General features: G+C 66.0%; 19 protein-coding genes. 15 read left to right on the top strand and 4 right to left on the bottom strand.

The window, feature by feature from the left end:
* The first annotated feature begins 143 nt into the window (after nt 1-143).
* The 11 genes from AUL30_RS14000 (at nt 144) to AUL30_RS14050 (ending at nt 9,258) form a co-directional block, all read left to right on the top strand.
* Nucleotides 144-1,169 carry an ABC transporter substrate-binding protein gene (locus AUL30_RS14000; RefSeq protein ID WP_062228502.1) on the top strand — a complete coding sequence of 342 codons (1,026 nt, stop codon included), beginning with the start codon at nt 144-146 and terminating at the stop codon, nt 1,167-1,169.
* A 61-nt stretch (nt 1,170-1,230) separates the two neighbouring features.
* The gene (locus tag AUL30_RS14005) at nt 1,231-2,082 is read left to right on the top strand and encodes an ABC transporter permease (RefSeq protein ID WP_062228503.1); all 852 of its coding nucleotides are present in this window, start codon (nt 1,231-1,233) and stop codon (nt 2,080-2,082) included.
* 2 nt (nt 2,083-2,084) lie between these two features.
* Nucleotides 2,085-2,894, top strand: a complete 810-nt coding sequence (locus AUL30_RS14010; protein WP_062228504.1) for an ABC transporter permease — start codon at nt 2,085-2,087, stop codon at nt 2,892-2,894.
* Entirely contained in the window at nt 2,884-4,005 is a 1,122-nt protein-coding gene (locus AUL30_RS14015; protein WP_062228505.1) for an ABC transporter ATP-binding protein, read from the top strand. Before AUL30_RS14010 ends, AUL30_RS14015 begins: the two co-directional genes overlap by 11 nt.
* A gap of 20 nt (nt 4,006-4,025) precedes the next feature.
* The gene (locus AUL30_RS14020) at nt 4,026-5,042 is read left to right on the top strand and encodes an NAD(P)H-quinone oxidoreductase (RefSeq protein ID WP_244490836.1); all 1,017 of its coding nucleotides are present in this window, start codon (nt 4,026-4,028) and stop codon (nt 5,040-5,042) included.
* Nucleotides 5,043-5,072: 30 nt separating this feature from the next.
* Nucleotides 5,073-5,486: a RidA family protein gene (locus AUL30_RS14025; RefSeq protein ID WP_062228507.1), complete on the top strand. Its 414-nt coding sequence runs from the start codon at nt 5,073-5,075 to the stop codon at nt 5,484-5,486.
* 46 nt (nt 5,487-5,532) lie between these two features.
* Entirely contained in the window at nt 5,533-6,207 is a 675-nt protein-coding gene (locus tag AUL30_RS14030; protein ID WP_062228508.1) for a DUF1028 domain-containing protein, read from the top strand.
* 55 nt (nt 6,208-6,262) lie between these two features.
* On the top strand, nt 6,263-7,189 hold the full coding sequence (locus AUL30_RS14035) for a LysR family transcriptional regulator (protein WP_062228509.1): 927 nt from the start codon (nt 6,263-6,265) through the stop codon (nt 7,187-7,189).
* A 14-nt stretch (nt 7,190-7,203) separates the two neighbouring features.
* A complete protein-coding gene (gene argE, locus AUL30_RS14040) occupies nt 7,204-8,394 on the top strand; it encodes an acetylornithine deacetylase (protein ID WP_062228510.1) in 1,191 nt (396 codons plus the stop codon).
* 71 nt (nt 8,395-8,465) lie between these two features.
* A complete protein-coding gene (locus tag AUL30_RS14045) occupies nt 8,466-8,780 on the top strand; it encodes a hypothetical protein (RefSeq protein WP_062228511.1) in 315 nt (104 codons plus the stop codon).
* Between the two features lie 40 nt (nt 8,781-8,820).
* Entirely contained in the window at nt 8,821-9,258 is a 438-nt protein-coding gene (locus tag AUL30_RS14050) for a helix-turn-helix domain-containing protein (protein WP_157070159.1), read from the top strand.
* Between the two features lie 127 nt (nt 9,259-9,385).
* On the opposite strand, the gene AUL30_RS14055 is transcribed toward AUL30_RS14050, so the two are convergent.
* Complete coding sequence (locus AUL30_RS14055) at nt 9,386-10,798, bottom strand: protoporphyrinogen/coproporphyrinogen oxidase (RefSeq protein ID WP_192843067.1); 1,413 nt, start codon at nt 10,796-10,798, stop codon at nt 9,386-9,388.
* Between the two features lie 40 nt (nt 10,799-10,838).
* Nucleotides 10,839-11,765 carry a dihydrodipicolinate synthase family protein gene (locus AUL30_RS14060; protein ID WP_062228514.1) on the bottom strand — a complete coding sequence of 309 codons (927 nt, stop codon included), beginning with the start codon at nt 11,763-11,765 and terminating at the stop codon, nt 10,839-10,841.
* 218 nt (nt 11,766-11,983) lie between these two features.
* On the opposite strand from AUL30_RS14060, the gene AUL30_RS14065 reads away from it, so the two are divergent.
* From AUL30_RS14065 to AUL30_RS14080, 4 genes are all read left to right on the top strand, one after another.
* Nucleotides 11,984-12,793: a transporter substrate-binding domain-containing protein gene (locus AUL30_RS14065; RefSeq protein ID WP_202814505.1), complete on the top strand. Its 810-nt coding sequence runs from the start codon at nt 11,984-11,986 to the stop codon at nt 12,791-12,793.
* Nucleotides 12,794-12,864: 71 nt separating this feature from the next.
* Complete coding sequence (locus tag AUL30_RS14070) at nt 12,865-13,539, top strand: amino acid ABC transporter permease (RefSeq protein ID WP_062228516.1); 675 nt, start codon at nt 12,865-12,867, stop codon at nt 13,537-13,539.
* Nucleotides 13,539-14,234: an amino acid ABC transporter permease gene (locus tag AUL30_RS14075; protein WP_062228517.1), complete on the top strand. Its 696-nt coding sequence runs from the start codon at nt 13,539-13,541 to the stop codon at nt 14,232-14,234. Before AUL30_RS14070 ends, AUL30_RS14075 begins: the two co-directional genes overlap by 1 nt.
* On the top strand, nt 14,206-14,943 hold the full coding sequence (locus tag AUL30_RS14080; protein WP_062228518.1) for an amino acid ABC transporter ATP-binding protein: 738 nt from the start codon (nt 14,206-14,208) through the stop codon (nt 14,941-14,943). Before AUL30_RS14075 ends, AUL30_RS14080 begins: the two co-directional genes overlap by 29 nt.
* 40 nt (nt 14,944-14,983) lie before the next feature.
* Here AUL30_RS14080 and AUL30_RS14085 read toward each other — a convergent pair whose 3' ends face one another.
* Together AUL30_RS14085 and hydA are read right to left on the bottom strand one after the other, a co-directional pair.
* Entirely contained in the window at nt 14,984-15,649 is a 666-nt protein-coding gene (locus tag AUL30_RS14085) for a GntR family transcriptional regulator (protein WP_062228519.1), read from the bottom strand.
* On the bottom strand, nt 15,646-17,070 hold the full coding sequence (gene hydA, locus AUL30_RS14090) for a dihydropyrimidinase (RefSeq protein ID WP_062228520.1): 1,425 nt from the start codon (nt 17,068-17,070) through the stop codon (nt 15,646-15,648). Before hydA ends, AUL30_RS14085 begins: the two co-directional genes overlap by 4 nt.
* Between the last annotated feature and the right edge of the window lie 199 nt (nt 17,071-17,269).

The raw sequence follows: 17,269 nt of genomic DNA on the forward strand, positions 1-17,269 counted from the left end.
CCCTCCAAGCAGTATCTCACCCACGTCGAACCGGGAAAGCTCGGGCAGGACGTCCTGCGGCAAGGGCGGTCCGAACAGACGAAGCGGCGGTCGGGGCGGCTCGGCCGCGATCGCCGCATGCCACCAACAGATGGGAACCTCTCATGAAACGTCTTCTTCTGACTGTATCGGCATTCGCCTTTCTGACGCCCGCCGCCTATGCCGAGACCCTCGTGGTCAGCAGCTGGGGCGGCAGCTTCCGCGACCTGATCGCCGAAGCCATCGCCTCCAAGTTCACGCAGGAAACCGGCGTCGACGTCGAGTTCATCACCGGCGGCACGATCGATCGGCTGAACCAGGCCAATCTGAGCAAGGACAACCCGGAAAGCGACGTGACCTTCACCACGTCGCATGTCGGCTGGCTGTACCGCAATCAGGGCCTGTTCGAGGATCTGGACATGTCCAAGATCCCCAATGCGGCCAATCTGGTCGAGCAGGCGAAGATCAGCCCGTCGCATATCGGCGCCTGGGCCTATGTCTACACGATCGGCTATCTGCCCGATCTCCTGCCGGAAGGCGTGACCTTCGACAGCTGGAACGACCTCTGGTCGCCCGAGCTGAAGGGCATGGTGGCCGTTCCGGATTTCGACCCCTCCCATATCATCGCCGTGGCGGCGAAGCTCGAGGGCGTCGACATCGCGAACTGGATGGACGCCAAGGACAAGCTCCTGGCGCTGCAGCCCAACCTGAAGGCCTTCTATACCAACGACGCCAATTCCCAGCAGCTCCTGTCGACCGGCGAGACGCCCGTCCAGGTCCTTCTGTCGATGAACGCCTATCACATGCAGTCCGAAGGGCTGGACGTCCAGCTGGCCATCCCGAAGGAAGGCGCGGTGCTGGGCATCGACACGATGGGGATCACCAAGGGCTCGAAGAAGCAGGACCTGGCCTACCAGTTCATCAACACGGCGCTCGATCCGCAGGTGCAGGCGCGCATCGCCGAGATCAAGAAGGGCAGCCCCGTCGTCTCCAACGTGACGCTGCCCGAAGAGCTGGCCTCGCTTCCCGGCATCTTCACCACGCCGGAACAGTGGGCCAGCCAGACGCTGATCATCCCCGATCAGCTCCGCGCCGAGCTGATCGGCCAGTGGCGGCAGTGGTTCTCGGAAAACATGACGGCCGGCAACTGAGCCAAGTGATGCCCCGGTCGCTCATGACCGGGGCACCGACTGTTCCCGATCAAGGATCCGCATGTCGAAGCGCCCTTTCCTCCGCTGGTTCGCCTCTCCGTCGATCCTCATCGCGTTCGGCATTGCGGCATCCTTCCTGGCCATCGTGCAGTACAGCCTGCGGGCCTATGTTCCCGGATCGCTCGATCCGGGCGGGTTCACGCTCGACAATTTCACGACGCTGGTGAAGGCCGCCTACGGGCAGGCCTTCCTGAACACCGTCCTCCTGTGCCTCTGGACGGCGCTCTTCACCCTCCTGATCGGCTACCCGCTCGCCTATGCGATGATCCGCGCGAAATCGGCACGGCTGCGCAGCGCCATTCTGCTGATCTCGCTCACGCCCCTCTTCCTGGGCGAGATCGTGCGCACCTATTCCTGGATGATCGTCCTCGGCAACCGAGGCTTCCTGAACGCCCTCCTCCTGCAGATCGGGGTGATCGACCGGCCACTGAAGCTGATGTTCACCATGACGGGGGTGGTGATCGCCCTGGTGCACTTCACCCTGCCCATCGTGGTGGTCATGCTGGCGGCCGCCCTTTCGCACATCGACAGGAATCTGGAGCGGGCCGCGCGCTCGCTCGGCGCCGGGCGCATCCGCACCTTCCTGACGGTGACGCTGCCGCTGTCCATTCCCGGCATCGTGGCGGCCGCCTCCACCGCCTTCGCCTGGACCTTCTCGGCCTTCGCCACGCCGCAGATGATCGGCGGCGGCCAGGTGCAGACCATCTCCACCCTGGTCTACCAGGTCGGCTTCGCCTCCTTCAACTTCCCGCTCGCCGCGTCCCTGTCCCTGACCGGGCTTCTCTTCACCCTGGCCGTCCTCGCCATTTTCAACACGGGGATCCGGCGGCTCGAACGGATCGGAGCGCACTGACCATGAAGAAGAGCCTCCTCGACCGCGCGCTGGATTTGTCCGGCGCAATCCTCCTGACGGCGATCCTCGGCTTCGTGCTCCTGCCCTTCCTGGTGGTGGCGATCGCCTCCTTCAACGATGGCGCGATCCTGTCCTTTCCACCGCGCGCCTGGTCGCTGCGCTGGTACGCCAACGCCTTCCAGTACCGCGACTTCGGCGCCGGGCTGATCAATTCCCTGAAAGTCGCCGCGCTCGGGGCGAGCATCGCACTCATCGCCGGCGCCGGCTTCGCCTATGTGCTCGACCGGTACCGCTTCGCCGGCAAGACCGCGCTGAACGCGGTTCTGATGTCGCCCCTCATCATCCCGAACTTCACGATCGGCCTCGGCCTTCTGATCCTGTCGGCGGCGGCCGCGCTGCCGCGCAGCCTGTGGCTGGTGGTCGCCACGCATGTGATCATCGTCTTCCCCTTCGTGGTGCGCTCCGTCTACGTTTCGTTGAAGAACTTCGAGCGGCGCTACGAACAGGCGGCCGAGAGCCTGGGCGGCGCGCCGCTTCACGTGCTTCTGACCATCACGCTGCCCCTGTTGGTGCCGGGCCTCGTTTCCGGGGGGCTCTTTGCGGCGATCCTGTCCTTCAACGAGTTCACCGCCTCGCTCTTCGTGGTCAACCAGAGCACGCAGACCCTGCCCGTCGCCATGTACAACTACGTCCGCGAATATGCGGACCCGACCCTGGCGGCGCTGTCCGTCGTCTATGTCGCGGTGGTCGCCGTCATCCTCCTGATCATCCACAAGCTGTTCCGCCTCGAAAAGGTCCTCAATGTCGAATGAGTTGCCCCATCCTGCAGCGTCCGAGGACATGGGCGTGCCTGCCGTGCAACTGGACGGCGTCACCAAGTCCTTCTCCGGCATCCCGGCGCTGGAACCGATCTGGCTGAAGATCCGGCGTGGCGAGTTCATGACGCTGCTTGGCCCCTCCGGCTGCGGCAAGACCACGCTCCTCAACCTCATTGCCGGCTTTCTGGAAGCCGATGACGGGGAGCTTTTCATCGAACGCGAACTCGTCACACAGGTGCCCCCGCACAAGCGCGAGATCGGCATTGTCTTCCAGAATTACGCGCTCTTCCCGCATATGAGCGTGGCCGAGAACGTCGCCTACGGCCTGCGGACCCGGCGTGTCCCCAAGGCGGAGATCACCGAGCGCGTGCGCGAGGCGCTCGCCCTGGTGAAGCTCCAGGACTTCGCGGACCGCCGGCCGCGGCAACTGTCCGGCGGGCAGCAGCAGCGCGTGGCGCTGGCGCGCGCGCTCGTCATCCGGCCGCGGGTCCTGCTCCTGGACGAGCCCTTTTCCGCGCTCGACCGCAACCTGCGCACCGCCATGCAGGTGGAGCTTCGCGAAATCCAGACCCGGCTCGGCCTCACGACCGTCTTCGTGACGCATGACCAGAACGAGGCGCTGAGCCTGTCGGACCGGATCGCCGTCATGTCGCGCGGCCATATCCGCCAGATCGGCACGCCGGCCGATATTTACGACCGTCCGCAGAGCCTGTTCGTGTCCACCTTCATCGGCGATGCGAACCTGTTTTCCGCCACGCTGCGCAGCCACAGCGGAACTGCGGCCGAGGTGAGCGTGGGCGATACGCAGCTCACGCTGACGCTCTACCAGGATAGGGTGCCGGAAGCCGGTCCCGTCACGCTGTTCGTGCGGCCCGAGCAATGCCGGCTGACGGAGCCGGGCCGGCCGGGCTCCGTTCCCGCCACGGTAGCGCTGTCGGTCTATCAGGGCAGCTTCGCCGAACTCTATCTCAACTGCCCGACGGCTGCCTCCGGCCGGGTCATGCTGCGCGTGCCGGCCGCGGAGGCGCTCGCCCCCGGAACGCCGGTCGCCATCGCGCTGCCGCTCCAGGGCCCGGCCATCTATGCGGTGGGGGACGGCATTTGAACGACAGGATGAACAAGACGATGAAAGCCGTGATTGCCCGGGCGCCCGGCGGACCCGAAGCGCTGACGGTGGTAGAGCGCCCCGTGCCGGTGCCCGGCCCGGGCGATGTCCTGATCCGCGTGGCGGCGGCGGGCGTCAACCGTCCCGACCTCATGCAGCGCTCCGGCGCCCTGCCCGCGCCGGCCGGTGCCGGCGATGTCCTCGGCCTCGAAGTCTCCGGCACGATCGTCGCCACGGGCGAGGGTGTCGATCCCGCCTTGCAGGGCCAGGCCGTCATGGCGCTCCTGAAGGCCGGCGGTTATGCCGAACATGCGCTGGCAAAGGCCAGCCACTGCCTGCCCGTTCCGGACGGGCTGACCCCGGCGGAGGCGGCGGTTCTGCCCGAAGGGCTCTTCACCATCTGGCACAATCTCTTCGATCGCGGCGCCCTGAAGCGTGGTGAAACGGTGCTGATCGAAGGCGGGGCGAGCGGGATCGGCACGCTGGCGCTGCAGCTGGCGCAGGCCCGCGGCGCTCGCGTCATCGTCACGGCCGGCGGCGCGGCCAAATGCGCCCACCTGTCCACGATCGGCGCGACGGCGATCGACTACCGCAGCGACGATCTGGTGGACACGGTCCTGCGCCTGACCGACGGGCGCGGCGTGGACGTCGTCCTCGACATACTGGGCGGAGAGGCCGTCAACCGGCACCTCGCCTGCATGGCGCCGGGTGGCCGGCATATCGGGCTGTCCTTCATGACCGGCATGATCGCGCCGGTCGATCTGGGGCTTCTCATGCGCAAGGGCCTGTGGCTCAGCTCCTCGACGCTGCGGCCGAAAAGCGATGCCGAGAAGGACGCCATCGCCGGAGAAGTGCGCGAACACCTCCTGCCGCTGATCGGCCCGGGCAAGGTGCGGCCCGTCCTGTCGCGGTCCTTTCCGCTGGTCGAGGCTGCCGCGGCCCACGCTCTCCTGGAAGCTGGCGACAATGTCGGCAAGATCGTGCTCCTGCCGCAGGACGCGGCGCACGAATCCGGCGCCTCGCCCCTCGTCCCCTGAAATCCGACCCCTGTTGAAAGACGATACACCATGGCTCACCTGCGTCACCGCAAGTTCAACACGCGCGATACCTATCCCGAGCAGAAGCTCGACAACGATCTGTGCCAGGCCGTCGTGGCGCGCGGCACGACGATCTTCCTGCGGGGCCAATGCCCGCAGGATCTCGATACGGCCCACAACATCGCCAGCAGCGACCCGGTCGAACAGACCCATAAGGTCATGCAGAACATCCGCCAGCTCGTCGAGGAGTGCGGCGGGCAGATGGAGCATGTCACCAAGCTCGTCGTCTACCTGACCGACGTGCGGCACCGCGAGGCGGTCTACCGCACTATGGGCGCGTACATCAAAGGTGTCTTCCCCGTCTGCACCGGCCTGACGGTCGTGGCGCTCGCCCGCCCGGAATGGCTGGTGGAAATCGACGCCACCGCCGTCATCCCCGACTGACCGGACCCGACTGTCTTCGGACGGGCCGTCGCTTCAGGAGCTATCCATGACCTTTTCGATCGTAGGCCACTGCCCGCAGACGGGCATGTTCGGCGTCGCCATTTCATCCTCGTCGCCGGCCGTCGCGGCGCGCTGCTCCTTCGCGCGGGCCGGCGTCGGCGCGGTGGCGACACAGAACGTCACCGACCCGCGGCTCGGGCCCCATGCGCTCGACCTGATGGCACGCGGCGCCAGTGCGCGCGAGGCGCTGTCCATCCTGGAGCGGGGCGGCGCGCACATGGCCTATCGCCAGGTGCTGGCGGTCGGCCGCTCGGGCGAAAGTGCGATCTATTCCGGCAGCCATGTGCTGGGCATGTGGTCCGAGGCGCAGGGGCCGGACACGGCGGCGGCGGGCAATCTTCTGGCCGATGCCGGGGTCCCGGAGGTGATGGTCCAGCACTTCGCCCATGCGACCGGCCACCTCGGCGAACGGTTGCTCGGCGCGCTGCGGGCCGGGCTCGACGCCGGCGGCGAAGCCGGGCCGGTCCATTCGGCGGGCCTTCTCCTGGTGGATGCGCAGAGCTGGCCTCTGGCCGAACTGCGCATCGACTGGAGCGACGCCTGCCCGATCGCGGCGCTGGAGCGGGCCTGGGAGGTCTACCACCCGCAGATGGACGCCTATGTAACCCGCGCCCTGGACCCGCGGCAGGCACCCTCTTATGGCGTTCCGGGAGATGAGTGAGTAACCTTGGATGGGCGACGGACACGGCGCCAAGCACGGGACCCGAAGGATTGCCATGCCGCTCCGCTTCACGCTGCGCCAACTCGAATATTTCATCGCCGTGGGCGAAGCGGGCAGCATCGCGCTTGCCGCGGAGAAGGTGAACGTGACCGCGCCGTCCATGTCCTCCGCCATCGCCCAGCTGGAGGCCGGCTTCGGCGTCCAGCTCTTCACCCGCCGCCATGCCCAGGGCTCGGTGCTGACCCCGACCGGGGAGCGCTTCATGGAGCAGGCGCGCCTGGTTCTGGAACATGCGGCCAAGCTGAACGACCTTGCCAATATCTATACGGGCAGCGTCCTCGGCTCGCTGCGCATCGGCTGCCTGCGCACCTTCGTGCAGCTCATGGTTCCGCAGCTGCGCCGCAGCTTTGAGAGCCGATATCCGAGCGTCGAGTTCAGCCAGGTGGAGCTGGACCAGGCGCAGATCTTCGACGCGCTCGGCTCGGCCCGCATCGACGTGGCGCTCACCTACGATCTCGCCTTGCCGAGCGATATCGATTTCCAGCCGCTCCGCACCCTGCCACCTTACGTCATGGTGGATGTCGATCATCCGCTGGCCAACCGGCAGAGCCTGACCGCCGACGAACTCCTGGATCATGGCATGGTCCTTCTGGATATGCCGCACAGCTCGGACTACTTCCTGTCGCTTTTCCGGGGGCTGGGGCAGCGGCCGCGCATTGCCGAGCGCACCGGTGAAATTTCCATCCAGCGCAGCCTGGTGGCCAACGGGTTCGGCTTCGGCATCAACAACATGCGCACCGTGTCGGACATCTCCATGGATGGGAAGCAGCTGAAGTTCATCCCGCTGCATACGCCGGTTCCGCCTTTGCAGCTCGGCATCGCCCTGTCGCGGGCGGCCCATGTTTCCCGCACCATCCAGGCCTTCATCGATCACTGCCACGAAGCCGCGGATGCGGGCAATCTGCCCGGCCTCCTGGCCTGACGGACCACTTGCCCATGACGCACGCGATCATCGAAATCCTCGCACGGCTCGTCGCCTTCCCGACCGTGTCGCGGCAGTCGAACCTGGCTTTGCTCGATTATGTGGAAGGCCTTTTGCGGCCAGCCGGCATCGCGCTCACGCGCTATGAGAGCGCGGACGGAACGCGGGCGAACCTGTGGGCCAGCGTCGGACCGAACATAGCAGGCGGCATCGTCCTGTCGGGTCATTGCGACGTGGTGCCGGTGGAAGGGCAGGACTGGTCCACCAACCCCTTCGCCCTCCACGCGCAAGAGGGCAAACTCTACGGCCGCGGCACTGCGGACATGAAGGGCTTCCTCGCCGTCGCGATCACGGCCATGCTGGACGCGGCCACCCGGGAGTTAAGGCTCCCCCTGCATCTCGCCATCTCCTATGACGAGGAAATCGGATGCCTGGGCGTGCGCGGCATGCTGGACATGCGCCGCACCCACCCCGCACGTCCCGCTCTGTGCCTGATCGGCGAGCCGACCGGCATGCGCCTGGCGACCGGCCACAAGGGCAAGCGCGCCCTGCGCGCCTGCTGCCACGGGCAGGAGGGCCATTCCGCTTTGGCGCCCCATGCCCTGAACGCCCTGCACCTCGGCGCCGACTTCATCCAGTGCCTGCGCGCGCATCAGGACCTTCTGGAGAAGACGGGCGCGCGTGACGCGGCCTACGACATTCCCTATTCCACCCTCCATGTCGGCACCATGCAGGGCGGGACCGCGCTCAACATCGTCCCCGCCCGCTGCGATCTGGAGTTCGAGCTGCGCAACGTCGCCGCCGACGATCCGGACGCCATCATCGCCGCCATCGCCGCCGATGCGGACGCGATCGCCGCCCGGCACCGCGATCGCTTCCCCAAAGCGCGCATCGATATCGACAGCGTCTCGGGCTATCCGGGGCTGGATACCCCCCTCGACACGCCGCAGGTGGCCTGGCTGCAATCGCTGCTCGGCCACGAGGACGCGCCCATCAAGGTCGCCTTCGGGACGGAAGGCGGGCTGTTTCACCAGGCCCTGGATATCCCCACCCTGATCTGCGGCCCGGGCCATATGGACCAGGGCCACAAGCCGGACGAATATGTCAGCCTCGAACAACTGGCCGAATGCGAGCGCCTGCTCGGCGCGATCGTGGCGGTGCTTTCGTCACCCGAAGGGGAGGAAGGAGTTCGCGCCGAGCTGTGACCTGTACCAGTGCGGCCCGCTTGACTTCCTGAAACGACCTTTTATCCTGTACGCAGGTTGCGTAGTAGGTAATGGTGGCGATCGAGCTTCTCGACCTCTGTATCGTCGTCGATCAGTCCGATGATCCGCATTTCGTCGCGATCATCGAGACCAATCGTGGCCGGCTCGAAACGCTGTGCGAAGCAATCCTCAGCGACAAGACGCTGGAACTGAAGGGCCTGCATATCGGAGGTGACCCCAGGGTCGAATGGGGCTGGGCCGACTTGAGAGCGCTGGCCCGGCTCGTCATGGAGAGGCTTGATGTCGACGAAATCGTCGTTACTGGAGGCGTTCGGACAACGGGTGGAAATCCGGGCCGTCAGCCCAAACAGTGGCGGATCCGTTGAGCGGGTGCGCCTTTGCATCTCGAAGGATCAGGACCACTCCATGCCATCCGCTGCCGTGATCCTGGTCCGCAACGGGATGCCGATGCGGGCGGCTCATCTGGCCCTGACCAAGCTCGCGGATACGGGAGACATCGTGGTCGAGCTGCCGAACGTCGAAGACATGGGCGCGCTGGCGACCGAACTGAAGTCGATTGGGATAAAAGCTCATCGCCACTCCGTAAAGGCGATGGATGCCAAGGCTGTGCGTCAACGCACCAGGCTTTCACAGAAAGACTTTGCACTGCGGTTCGGGCTGGACGAGGCGACGATCAGGAACTGGGAGCAGAACAGGTCGGGCTTGCCGGCGGCTGCGCGCGTCCTTCTGACCACGATCGACCGGTTTCCTGACGTGGTCGCTTCGGCAATCGAGGCAGGTCAGCCTCAAAATGGCAGGCGCACCCGATCACACAAAGAGGCCAAGGATACTGCTCATAAGTAGCGTCGGCGCCGTGAGAGTTGAGACGACGGCCGGCAGGGTCCGGAAAGCAGAAAGCATTTGGCTGTTGTCCCAACGTGAACAAAGCTCATGAGCCGGCTCTCGATAGACGCTGCCAAACAGGGGGCTGTCAGGCGTCTTTCGGTTCCCTCGTATTGCGCAGGCCCGTCGTCGAACCGTACGGGCGCTGTGCATCGAGGAGTGTGTTGATGCGTGCGGCCGCTTCGGTGGCGGTGGAAATGGCGGCGTCCATACAGGGGAATTCCAGATAGTCGCCGGCCAGGTGCACACGGGAGAGGTCACGCGTCAGGGCCGGCTGCAGCGCGGCGCGGCCGGGGAAGGAATAGGGGGCGCCGAGCGGCCACCGCTGGACCTGCATTTCCTTTACGATCCCCACGGCTTGCGGGAACAGCCTTTCAAGGTCCGATCGGAACAGGGCCTCGATCTCTGCATCGGGGCGCTGCATGAGCTCCGCCGCGCCGCGGGCGCCGCGAAACAGCATCAGGCTGCCGCCCGGTTGGCGCGGTCCTACCCGCAGGGTGCTGGCCTGGTTGAAGAAGACGCCGAAGGACAGGCCCGGCGTCGCGATGGCGTAGTTGCCGTCCCAGGGCATGGGGCCACGCTCGCCGGTCAGCACCGCGACCGACAGGAAGGGCCCGTAACGGACCTTGCCGAGTGCATCCTGTGTATCGGCAGGCAGGCCGCGCATTATCCGGGCCGAGACAGGGGCCGGCGTCGCCACAATGGCATGGCGCGCCATCACGCGGTGCTCCGTTCCGCCATGGCGATAGCGGATCTCTACCGCATCGCCCTTCTGTTCGACATGCGTTACATCGGCGCCGAGACGCAGCCTGTGACCCAAGGCGGCCGCGATGGCCTGCGGCAGGCGGGACGAGCCGCCATAAAGGTTGCGGCCGAACGAATGTTTCGACCAGACCTGCGCGAAGGATGTCAGGCCGTAGCCGGCCGCCATTTCCGATGGGTCGGCCGCCGTGCGCTCGGTGATCGTGCGCAGCATGCCGGCCACCTGCGGCGTGAGCCCTCCGACATAGGCTTCCAGGGTCTGCGCATTGGCGAAGGCGAGCTGCCGCATACGGCGCTCGGCCGGGCCTTCGCCGGCAACCGGCGCCTGTACCTTGAGAAGCTGCATCACGCCGCCGCGCAGCTTCAGGCCCATCCGGACGAAGGACAGGCGCGAGGCGAGATCGAGCGGCAGGCGCAGCGGAAAGGTTTCCGACCGGCCGCCCGCCACGAGACGGCCCTTCATGGCGATTCCCATCCGATCGCCGGGGATCGGCCGCGCCTCCAGGCCGAGTTCATCCGCCAGCGCGCCCGCGGGCGAACTGGCCTCGCCAAAGAGATGCGCTCCAAAGTTCAGCCAGTAGGGCCCGCGCTCTTCCGAGCGCAGGCGCCCGCCCGGCCGGTCGCCGGCCTCCAGCAGGAGGACATCCCTGTCGCGCAGGCGCCAGGCCGCGCTGAGCCCGCCAATGCCGCCGCCGATGATGACGACGTCGTGCATGTGCCCATCCTCAGTCATCGACATCGCCCCGTCCTGCCGCTCGTTCACCTGGCTCGACATGGCGTCAGGCGCCCGCATGGGCAAGCGCGCGCTCCAGCGCCGCGCGCTCCGCCGCCGTGCTTGCCATCTGCGGCGGGCGGATCCTGTCGCTCTGCAGGCGGCCCAGGAGCATGAGGCAGGTCTTCAGGCGGGCCGCCGCACGGCCGCTCGGGCCGTCGCGATAGATGGCGACCGCCAGCGGATAGATGCGCTCATGCGCCTGGCGCGCGCGCACCCAGTCCCCGGCCTTGGCCGCATCCCACAATTCGACGATGAGCTCGGGGACCACGGCCGCAAGCGAGACCTGGCTGCCCGCCGTTCCGATCAGGTAGCAGGCCAGGAGGTGCTCGTCGCCCGATCCGAGAACCTTGAAGTCCGGGCGCTGGGCATGGAGCCGGCGCAGATTCGCCTCGTAAGCCGCAACTTCCCAGCTTCCTTCCTTGATGGCGACGATGCGCGGCTCGGCGGCAAGCCGCGCCAGGAGCAGCGGCGGATAGGCCATGGCGCCGGCCCCGATCGGCGCTCCATACAGCATGATGGGCCCGCGCGTGGCGTCGCGGATCAAGGCGTGATGCAGGATCACGCTGTCGTCGGCATAGCCGAGCGCCCAGCTATTGGGCGGAAAGACCAGGAGCCCGTCCGCGCCCGCCGCTTCCAGCGCTGCGGCCTCCGCTGCGGCCTCCAGGCTCGATTCGCTGTTGACGCCCGACACGATGAGCACGTCCGGCACGACCTCGCGCGCCAGCGCAATGACGCGGATCTTTTCCTCGCGCGACAGGACGAAGTTTTCACCCGCATGGCCGTTCAGGAGCAGGCCAGCGATGCCGCGTACGGAGGCGACCTTTGCGATGTGGTCCTGCAGGGCGGCGTCATCGATGGAGAAATCGTCCCGCATCGGGACGATCGTCGCCGCGTGGATCCCGTCCAGACGATCGAGGAATGAGGACGCCATGTCTGTTTCCAACTCTTCAGGAGGCCGGATGCTCGAACGACGGCCCGCAGCGCCGCGTGAGGCAGCCGGCGATGGTGCGTTCGCGCGCAGTTTCACGACCCGATTGCCCACTATTTGTTCTTTACACGAGGGCAATATGTATACAAACTGTCTACCGAAGCGCAAGAGACGATCGTCGTCGTCGCGCAGTCCGGATCGCGTCCAGAAGGAGAATGCCGATGTTCAGGAAACTCGCCCTTGCCGGCCTTGTCGCGGTGACGGCTCTTGCCGCGACCGTGGCGCCCTCGGCCGCGCGCACGTTGGACGAGGTCATCTCGTCGGGTGTCGTGCGGGTCGGCGTCAATCCGACGCTGCCGCCCCTGGGCAAGTTCGACGAGACCAACGAGATCGTCGGCTTCGACGTCGACTTCGCAACCGAGATCGCGAAGATGCTGGGCGTCACCCTCGAAGTGGTGCAGGTGGGCTCGCCCGACCGTATCCCCTTCGTGGCCTCGGGCAAGATCGACTTCGTGATGGGCGCGATGACCCGCAATCCGGAACGCGCCAAGGTGATTGATTTCACCGTTCCGGCCCATACCGAAGTGCTGGGCATCCTGACGACCGAGGACAAGCCCTATACGGAGTGGCAGGCGATGAACACGCCGGATGTCACCTTCGTCCAGGTGCGCGGATCGACGCCGGTCAAGTTCATCGAGGAGAACCTGCCCAACGCGCAGATCACCCTGCTCGACAATTACCCCGATGCGGTCCGCGCGCTGGCGCAGGGACGCGGCACGGCGATGATCGACGTGATGGACTTCATGCGCGAGCACATGGACCGGCACGCCAATGTGCAGTGGAAGATCGTCGAGACGCCCGTCGATATCTACTATTGCGCGCTCGGTGTCGCCAAGAACGCGACCGGCCTGAAGGACTGGCTGAACGTCGCGATCTTCGAGATGCACCGCCGCGGCACCACCGATGCCTTGTGGAAGAAGTGGTTCGGCATGGACATGATCGCACCCGTCCAGGTGACGCCGTACTTCTGACGGTCGTCGATGCGCGCTGACCGGGCCGGGATCGGGCCCGGCCGGCGCGGCTGAGGGGAGTTCTTCCGCCCATGAACTACGTCCTGCAATATGGCCAGGTCTGGCCCTACCTGCCCCGTCTTCTGGACGGGGCGGTCCTGTCGCTGCAGATCGCCATCCTGGCCTTCTGCGGCGGCCTTCTGATGGGCACGGCCTGTGCGGCGATCAAGAGCTTCGGCCCGCGTTGGCTGGCGGCGCTGGTGGGGGTCTATGTGACCTTTTTCGTCAACACGCCGCAGCTCGTTCAGATCTACTTTCTCTATTTTGCCCTTCCCGACAGCGGCATCCTCCTGTCGTCCTATAATGCGGTGCTTCTGGGCATGACGCTGAATGCCGGCGCCTACCTGACCGAGATCCAGCGCGCCGGCTTCGAGAGCACGCGGCGCTCCGAACTGGAAGCGGCCGAGGTGCTCGGCTTCTCGCGGATGCAGCAGATCCGCTACGTGATCCTGCCGCATGTGGCCAAGGTGCTGTTCCCGCCTCTGTCCAACCACTTCATCATCATGACCCTCGGCACGTCCATGGCCGCCGTCTTCGGGGTCGAGGAGCTGACCGGCCAGGCGCTCAACATCAACGCGCAGACCTTCCGCTCCATCGAGGTCTTCTCGATCACCGCCGGCATTTATGTCGTGCTGACGCTGATCGCCTCGCTGCTTCTGGCGCTGTTCGGCCGCTATGTCTTTCGCGCACGGGCGGGAGGGTTCTGATGTTCTCGCAGATCGCCTATGAGTGGCCGCAATTCGCGACCTACTACAACCTGATCTTCCTGGCCAAGGCCGCCGGCACCACGCTGGCCCTGTCGGCGCTCGGCGTCATTCTCGGAAGCCTTCTCGGCCTTGTCCTTGCCGTGACGCGCGCAACGCGCAGCCCATGGCTGGCGCCGCTGCGCATCATCGCCTTCGCCTTCACCGAGATCTTCCGTCGGGTTCCCTTTCTCGTCACCCTGATGCTGGCCTTCTTCGTCTTCCAGATGTTCCTGGCCGATACGTCGCTCTTCCTGGTCGCGGCCGTCACCACGACGCTGATCGCCGCAGCCTATCTGTCCGAGATCATCCGCGGGGGCCTGAACTCGGTGCATCTGAACCAGTGGGAAGCCGCGGTGGCGATGAACTTCACGCTGCTGCAGACGATCCGCCTGGTGATCCTGCCGCAAGCCTGGCGCATCATCCTGCCACCGGCCTTCGGCTTCTTCGTCCTGTTCATCAAGGATACGGCGCTCGCATCCCAGATCGGCGTGGTGGAGCTGACCTTCGCGGGCAAGGTGCTCAACAATAAGGGCTTCTCCCCCACCCTCGCCTTCGGGGCGATCCTCGTCATCTACTTCATGATTTCCTATCCGCTCGCGCGCCTGGGCGCAGCGCTGGAGGCCAATCTTGCATCATCTCGACATCACCGGCCTTGAGGCCCGCTACGGCAAGCTGGCAGTCCTGTCCGGCATCGACCTGAGCGTCGCGCGGGGCGACGTGATCGGCCTCATCGGGCCGTCCGGCTCCGGCAAGAGCACGATCCTGCGTGTCGTCATGGGGCTGCTCGCGCCCTCTGCCGGCAGCGTCAAGCTGGACGGGCAGACCGTGAATTACGGCAATGCCGCCGATCTGCGCCGCCTGCGGGACCGGATCGCCATCGTGTTCCAGCAGTACAACCTGTTCCAGAACATGACCGTGCTGCAGAACGTCACCGTCACCCCGACCAAGATCCGCAAGCGGCCGAAACAGGAGGTCGAGGAGGAAGCCCGCACGCTTCTGGCTAAGGTCGGCCTTGCCGACAAGCTGAACGCCTATCCCGATCAGCTTTCGGGTGGGCAGCAGCAGCGCGTCGCCATCGCACGGGCGCTCGCCCTGCGGCCGGAAATCCTCCTCCTCGACGAGGTGACGGCGGCGCTCGACCCCGAACTCGTCTCCGAAGTCCTGGATTCCATCAGGGTCCTGGCGCAGGAGGGAATGACGATGATGATCGTCTCGCACGAGATGGGCTTTATCCGCGAAGTGTCCTCACGCGTGGTCTTCATGGCCAGCGGACAGGTCGTCGAGGAAGGGCCGGCGCGGCAGATCTTCGACGCGCCGACGCAAGCACGCACCCAGGATTTCGTCTCCAAGATCCTGCGGCATTGACCGGCGCGGGGCCTGCCATGCGGTCAGGCGTGGCGGGCTGCTAGCGCACGGTGGCGATGGCGAAATCGCCGATCGAGCGGATATGGGTCTGGACGGCCTTGCGCGCCGCCTTGGCATCTTCCGACTCGAGCGCCTCGAGGATCGCCAGATGCTCCACCGAGTCCGGCTGCACGCGGTCGGCCAGCCGGGCGATCTCGAACAGGCGGGTCGTGACCCGCAGCCCGCCGATGGCGCGGATCAGCACGTCGTTTCCGCAATGGCGCGCGAAAAGCTCATGCAGATTGTCGTCCGAACGCCAATGCGCATCCGTATGATAGGCCGTGGCGTCGCGCAGGCTGTTGATCTCGGCCCGGACAGTGGCCAGTTCCAGCCGCGGAATGTGGCCCGCCGCCATGGCCGCGGCCTCCGGCTCCAGGATCTCGCGCACGCGCAGGCTCTGCAGATACTCGCCAAGGTCCACGAAGCGCACCATGAAGGAGCGGCCGTTGCCCTTCACCACCAGCCCCTCGCCTTCCAGCCGCTGCAGCGCCTCGCGCAGCGGCGTGCGCGAAATGTTGAGCTGCTCGGCCAGCCGCGACTCCACGATGGTATCGCCGCCCCGCAAATGACGGGTGCGGATGAGTTCGGTCACCGACTTATAGGCAAGGTTCGACAGGTTTTCGCTCCGCGCCCCCGTCTCCCCGTCCTGGACGTTGCCGGCTTTCATGGCTCCTGCCTCGCAGCCGGGGATGCAAAGGGCGAACGATCGCGCGGCAGGTAGGTACCCAGCCCCTTGGCGCCGACAAGTTCGCCCTGGTCCACCACCGTCTGGCCGCGAACCAGCGTCAGGACCGGCCAGCCGGTGATCTCCATGCCGGCATAGGGCGTATAATCGGCACCGTCCCGTAAGTGCTCATGCTGCAGTGTGACCCGGCGCTCCGGATCCCATAGGACGATATCGGCATCCGACCCCACGGCGATGGTTCCCTTGCGCGGATAGAGCCCATACGTTCTGGCCGGATTGGCCGCCGTGACAGCGACGAAATTTTCCAGCGTCATCCGGCCCTTGCTCACACCTTCAGAGAACAGTATGGGCAGGCGCGCGCCGACGCCCGGTATGCCGTTCGGCACCCAGCGGAAGCTGGAGCGCCCCTTGGGATTGAGCTTTCCCTGTTCGTCATCGTAGCGATAGGGGCAATGGTCGGACGAGAAGACGGTGAAGACGCCCGTCCGCAGCCCCTCCCAGCACGCCTCCTGGCTTTCGCGGTCCCGTGGCGGTGGCGAGCAGACATATTTGGCGCCCTCCATGCCGAGGCCGTCGAGATCGTCCTCTGTCAGGACGAGATACTGCGTGCATGTCTCTCCCAGCACGGGCAGGCCCCGCTGCTGCGCCCAGCGGATCTGCTCCATCGATTCACGATTGGACACGTGGACGATCATGACCGGAACATCGACGAGTTCGGCGAGCGAGATGGCCCGGTGCGTGGCCTCCCGCTCGGCCACCTTGGGCCGGGAGGTCGCATGGTAGCGCGGCGCGGTGCGCCCTGCCTTCTCCAGCTGCTCGGTCATGAAGCGGATGGCATCGTAGTTTTCCGCATGGACCATGACGAGCGCACCGGTCTCCCGCGCCACGGCCATGACATCGAGGATCTGGCGGTCGTTCAGCTTCAGATCGTCATAGGTCATGAAGATCTTGAAGGAGGTGTAGCCATCTTCCACGAGAGCCGGGAGGTCCTGGCCCAAAAGCTGATTGTCCGGCGCGCTGACGATCAGGTGGAAGCTGACATCGACGTAGCACTCCCCCTCGGCCTTGTCGTGATAGGCCTGGAGCGTCTGGCGCATGGGCACGTCGCGCTCCTGCAGGCAGAAAGGCATGATCGTCGTCGTGCCACCCAGCGCCGCCGAACGCGTCCCGCTTTCGAAATCGTCTGCCATGACGATGCCCTCGCCCGATGGCTGGGCAATATGGACATGCGAGTCGACCCCGCCGGGAAGGACGTACTTGCCGCTGGCATCGATGACCCGGCGCCCTGTCAGACCCTGGCCGAGCGCGGCCACTTTACCGCCTCGGATGCCGATATCGCAGACGGTCCGGTCCCCTGCCGTCACAACCAAACCCCCGGCGATCACCGTATCGAATTCCTGCATGCTCAACCCCATTCGCATACGATCATTGTATACATTACGAATGCAATTTGGAAGCTGCCATCACGACGGCATCGTTGTTTTCGTGGCCTGCTCGCGGCGCAGCGTCTACAATCGGGTCACGGCCTGCGTCTGGGCCGTCCCATTCGCCGGGCGTCGCCATACCACCCTTATCGCCCGCCCGCCCGCCCGCTTATGCCCA

It is taken from the genome of Aureimonas frigidaquae (assembly GCF_001463905.1).
GTDB classification, from domain to species: domain Bacteria; phylum Pseudomonadota; class Alphaproteobacteria; order Rhizobiales; family Rhizobiaceae; genus Aureimonas; species Aureimonas frigidaquae.

Bases quoted from the DNA above. Each gene is read 5' to 3' on its own strand.
- AUL30_RS14000 (WP_062228502.1), top strand. From the start codon at position 144: ATGAAACGTCTTCTTCTGACTGTATCGGCATTCGCCTTTCTGACGCCC.
- AUL30_RS14005 (WP_062228503.1), top strand. From the start codon at position 1,231: ATGTCGAAGCGCCCTTTCCTCCGCTGGTTCGCCTCTCCGTCGATCCTC.
- AUL30_RS14010 (WP_062228504.1), top strand. From the start codon at position 2,085: ATGAAGAAGAGCCTCCTCGACCGCGCGCTGGATTTGTCCGGCGCAATC.
- AUL30_RS14015 (WP_062228505.1), top strand. From the start codon at position 2,884: ATGTCGAATGAGTTGCCCCATCCTGCAGCGTCCGAGGACATGGGCGTG.
- AUL30_RS14020 (WP_244490836.1), top strand. From the start codon at position 4,026: ATGAAAGCCGTGATTGCCCGGGCGCCCGGCGGACCCGAAGCGCTGACG.
- AUL30_RS14025 (WP_062228507.1), top strand. From the start codon at position 5,073: ATGGCTCACCTGCGTCACCGCAAGTTCAACACGCGCGATACCTATCCC.
- AUL30_RS14030 (WP_062228508.1), top strand. From the start codon at position 5,533: ATGACCTTTTCGATCGTAGGCCACTGCCCGCAGACGGGCATGTTCGGC.
- AUL30_RS14035 (WP_062228509.1), top strand. From the start codon at position 6,263: ATGCCGCTCCGCTTCACGCTGCGCCAACTCGAATATTTCATCGCCGTG.
- argE (WP_062228510.1), top strand. From the start codon at position 7,204: ATGACGCACGCGATCATCGAAATCCTCGCACGGCTCGTCGCCTTCCCG.
- AUL30_RS14045 (WP_062228511.1), top strand. From the start codon at position 8,466: ATGGTGGCGATCGAGCTTCTCGACCTCTGTATCGTCGTCGATCAGTCC.
- AUL30_RS14050 (WP_157070159.1), top strand. From the start codon at position 8,821: ATGCCATCCGCTGCCGTGATCCTGGTCCGCAACGGGATGCCGATGCGG.
- AUL30_RS14055 (WP_192843067.1), bottom strand. From the start codon at position 10,798: ATGTCGATGACTGAGGATGGGCACATGCACGACGTCGTCATCATCGGC.
- AUL30_RS14060 (WP_062228514.1), bottom strand. From the start codon at position 11,765: ATGGCGTCCTCATTCCTCGATCGTCTGGACGGGATCCACGCGGCGACG.
- AUL30_RS14065 (WP_202814505.1), top strand. From the start codon at position 11,984: ATGTTCAGGAAACTCGCCCTTGCCGGCCTTGTCGCGGTGACGGCTCTT.
- AUL30_RS14070 (WP_062228516.1), top strand. From the start codon at position 12,865: ATGAACTACGTCCTGCAATATGGCCAGGTCTGGCCCTACCTGCCCCGT.
- AUL30_RS14075 (WP_062228517.1), top strand. From the start codon at position 13,539: ATGTTCTCGCAGATCGCCTATGAGTGGCCGCAATTCGCGACCTACTAC.
- AUL30_RS14085 (WP_062228519.1), bottom strand. From the start codon at position 15,649: ATGAAAGCCGGCAACGTCCAGGACGGGGAGACGGGGGCGCGGAGCGAA.
- hydA (WP_062228520.1), bottom strand. From the start codon at position 17,070: ATGCAGGAATTCGATACGGTGATCGCCGGGGGTTTGGTTGTGACGGCA.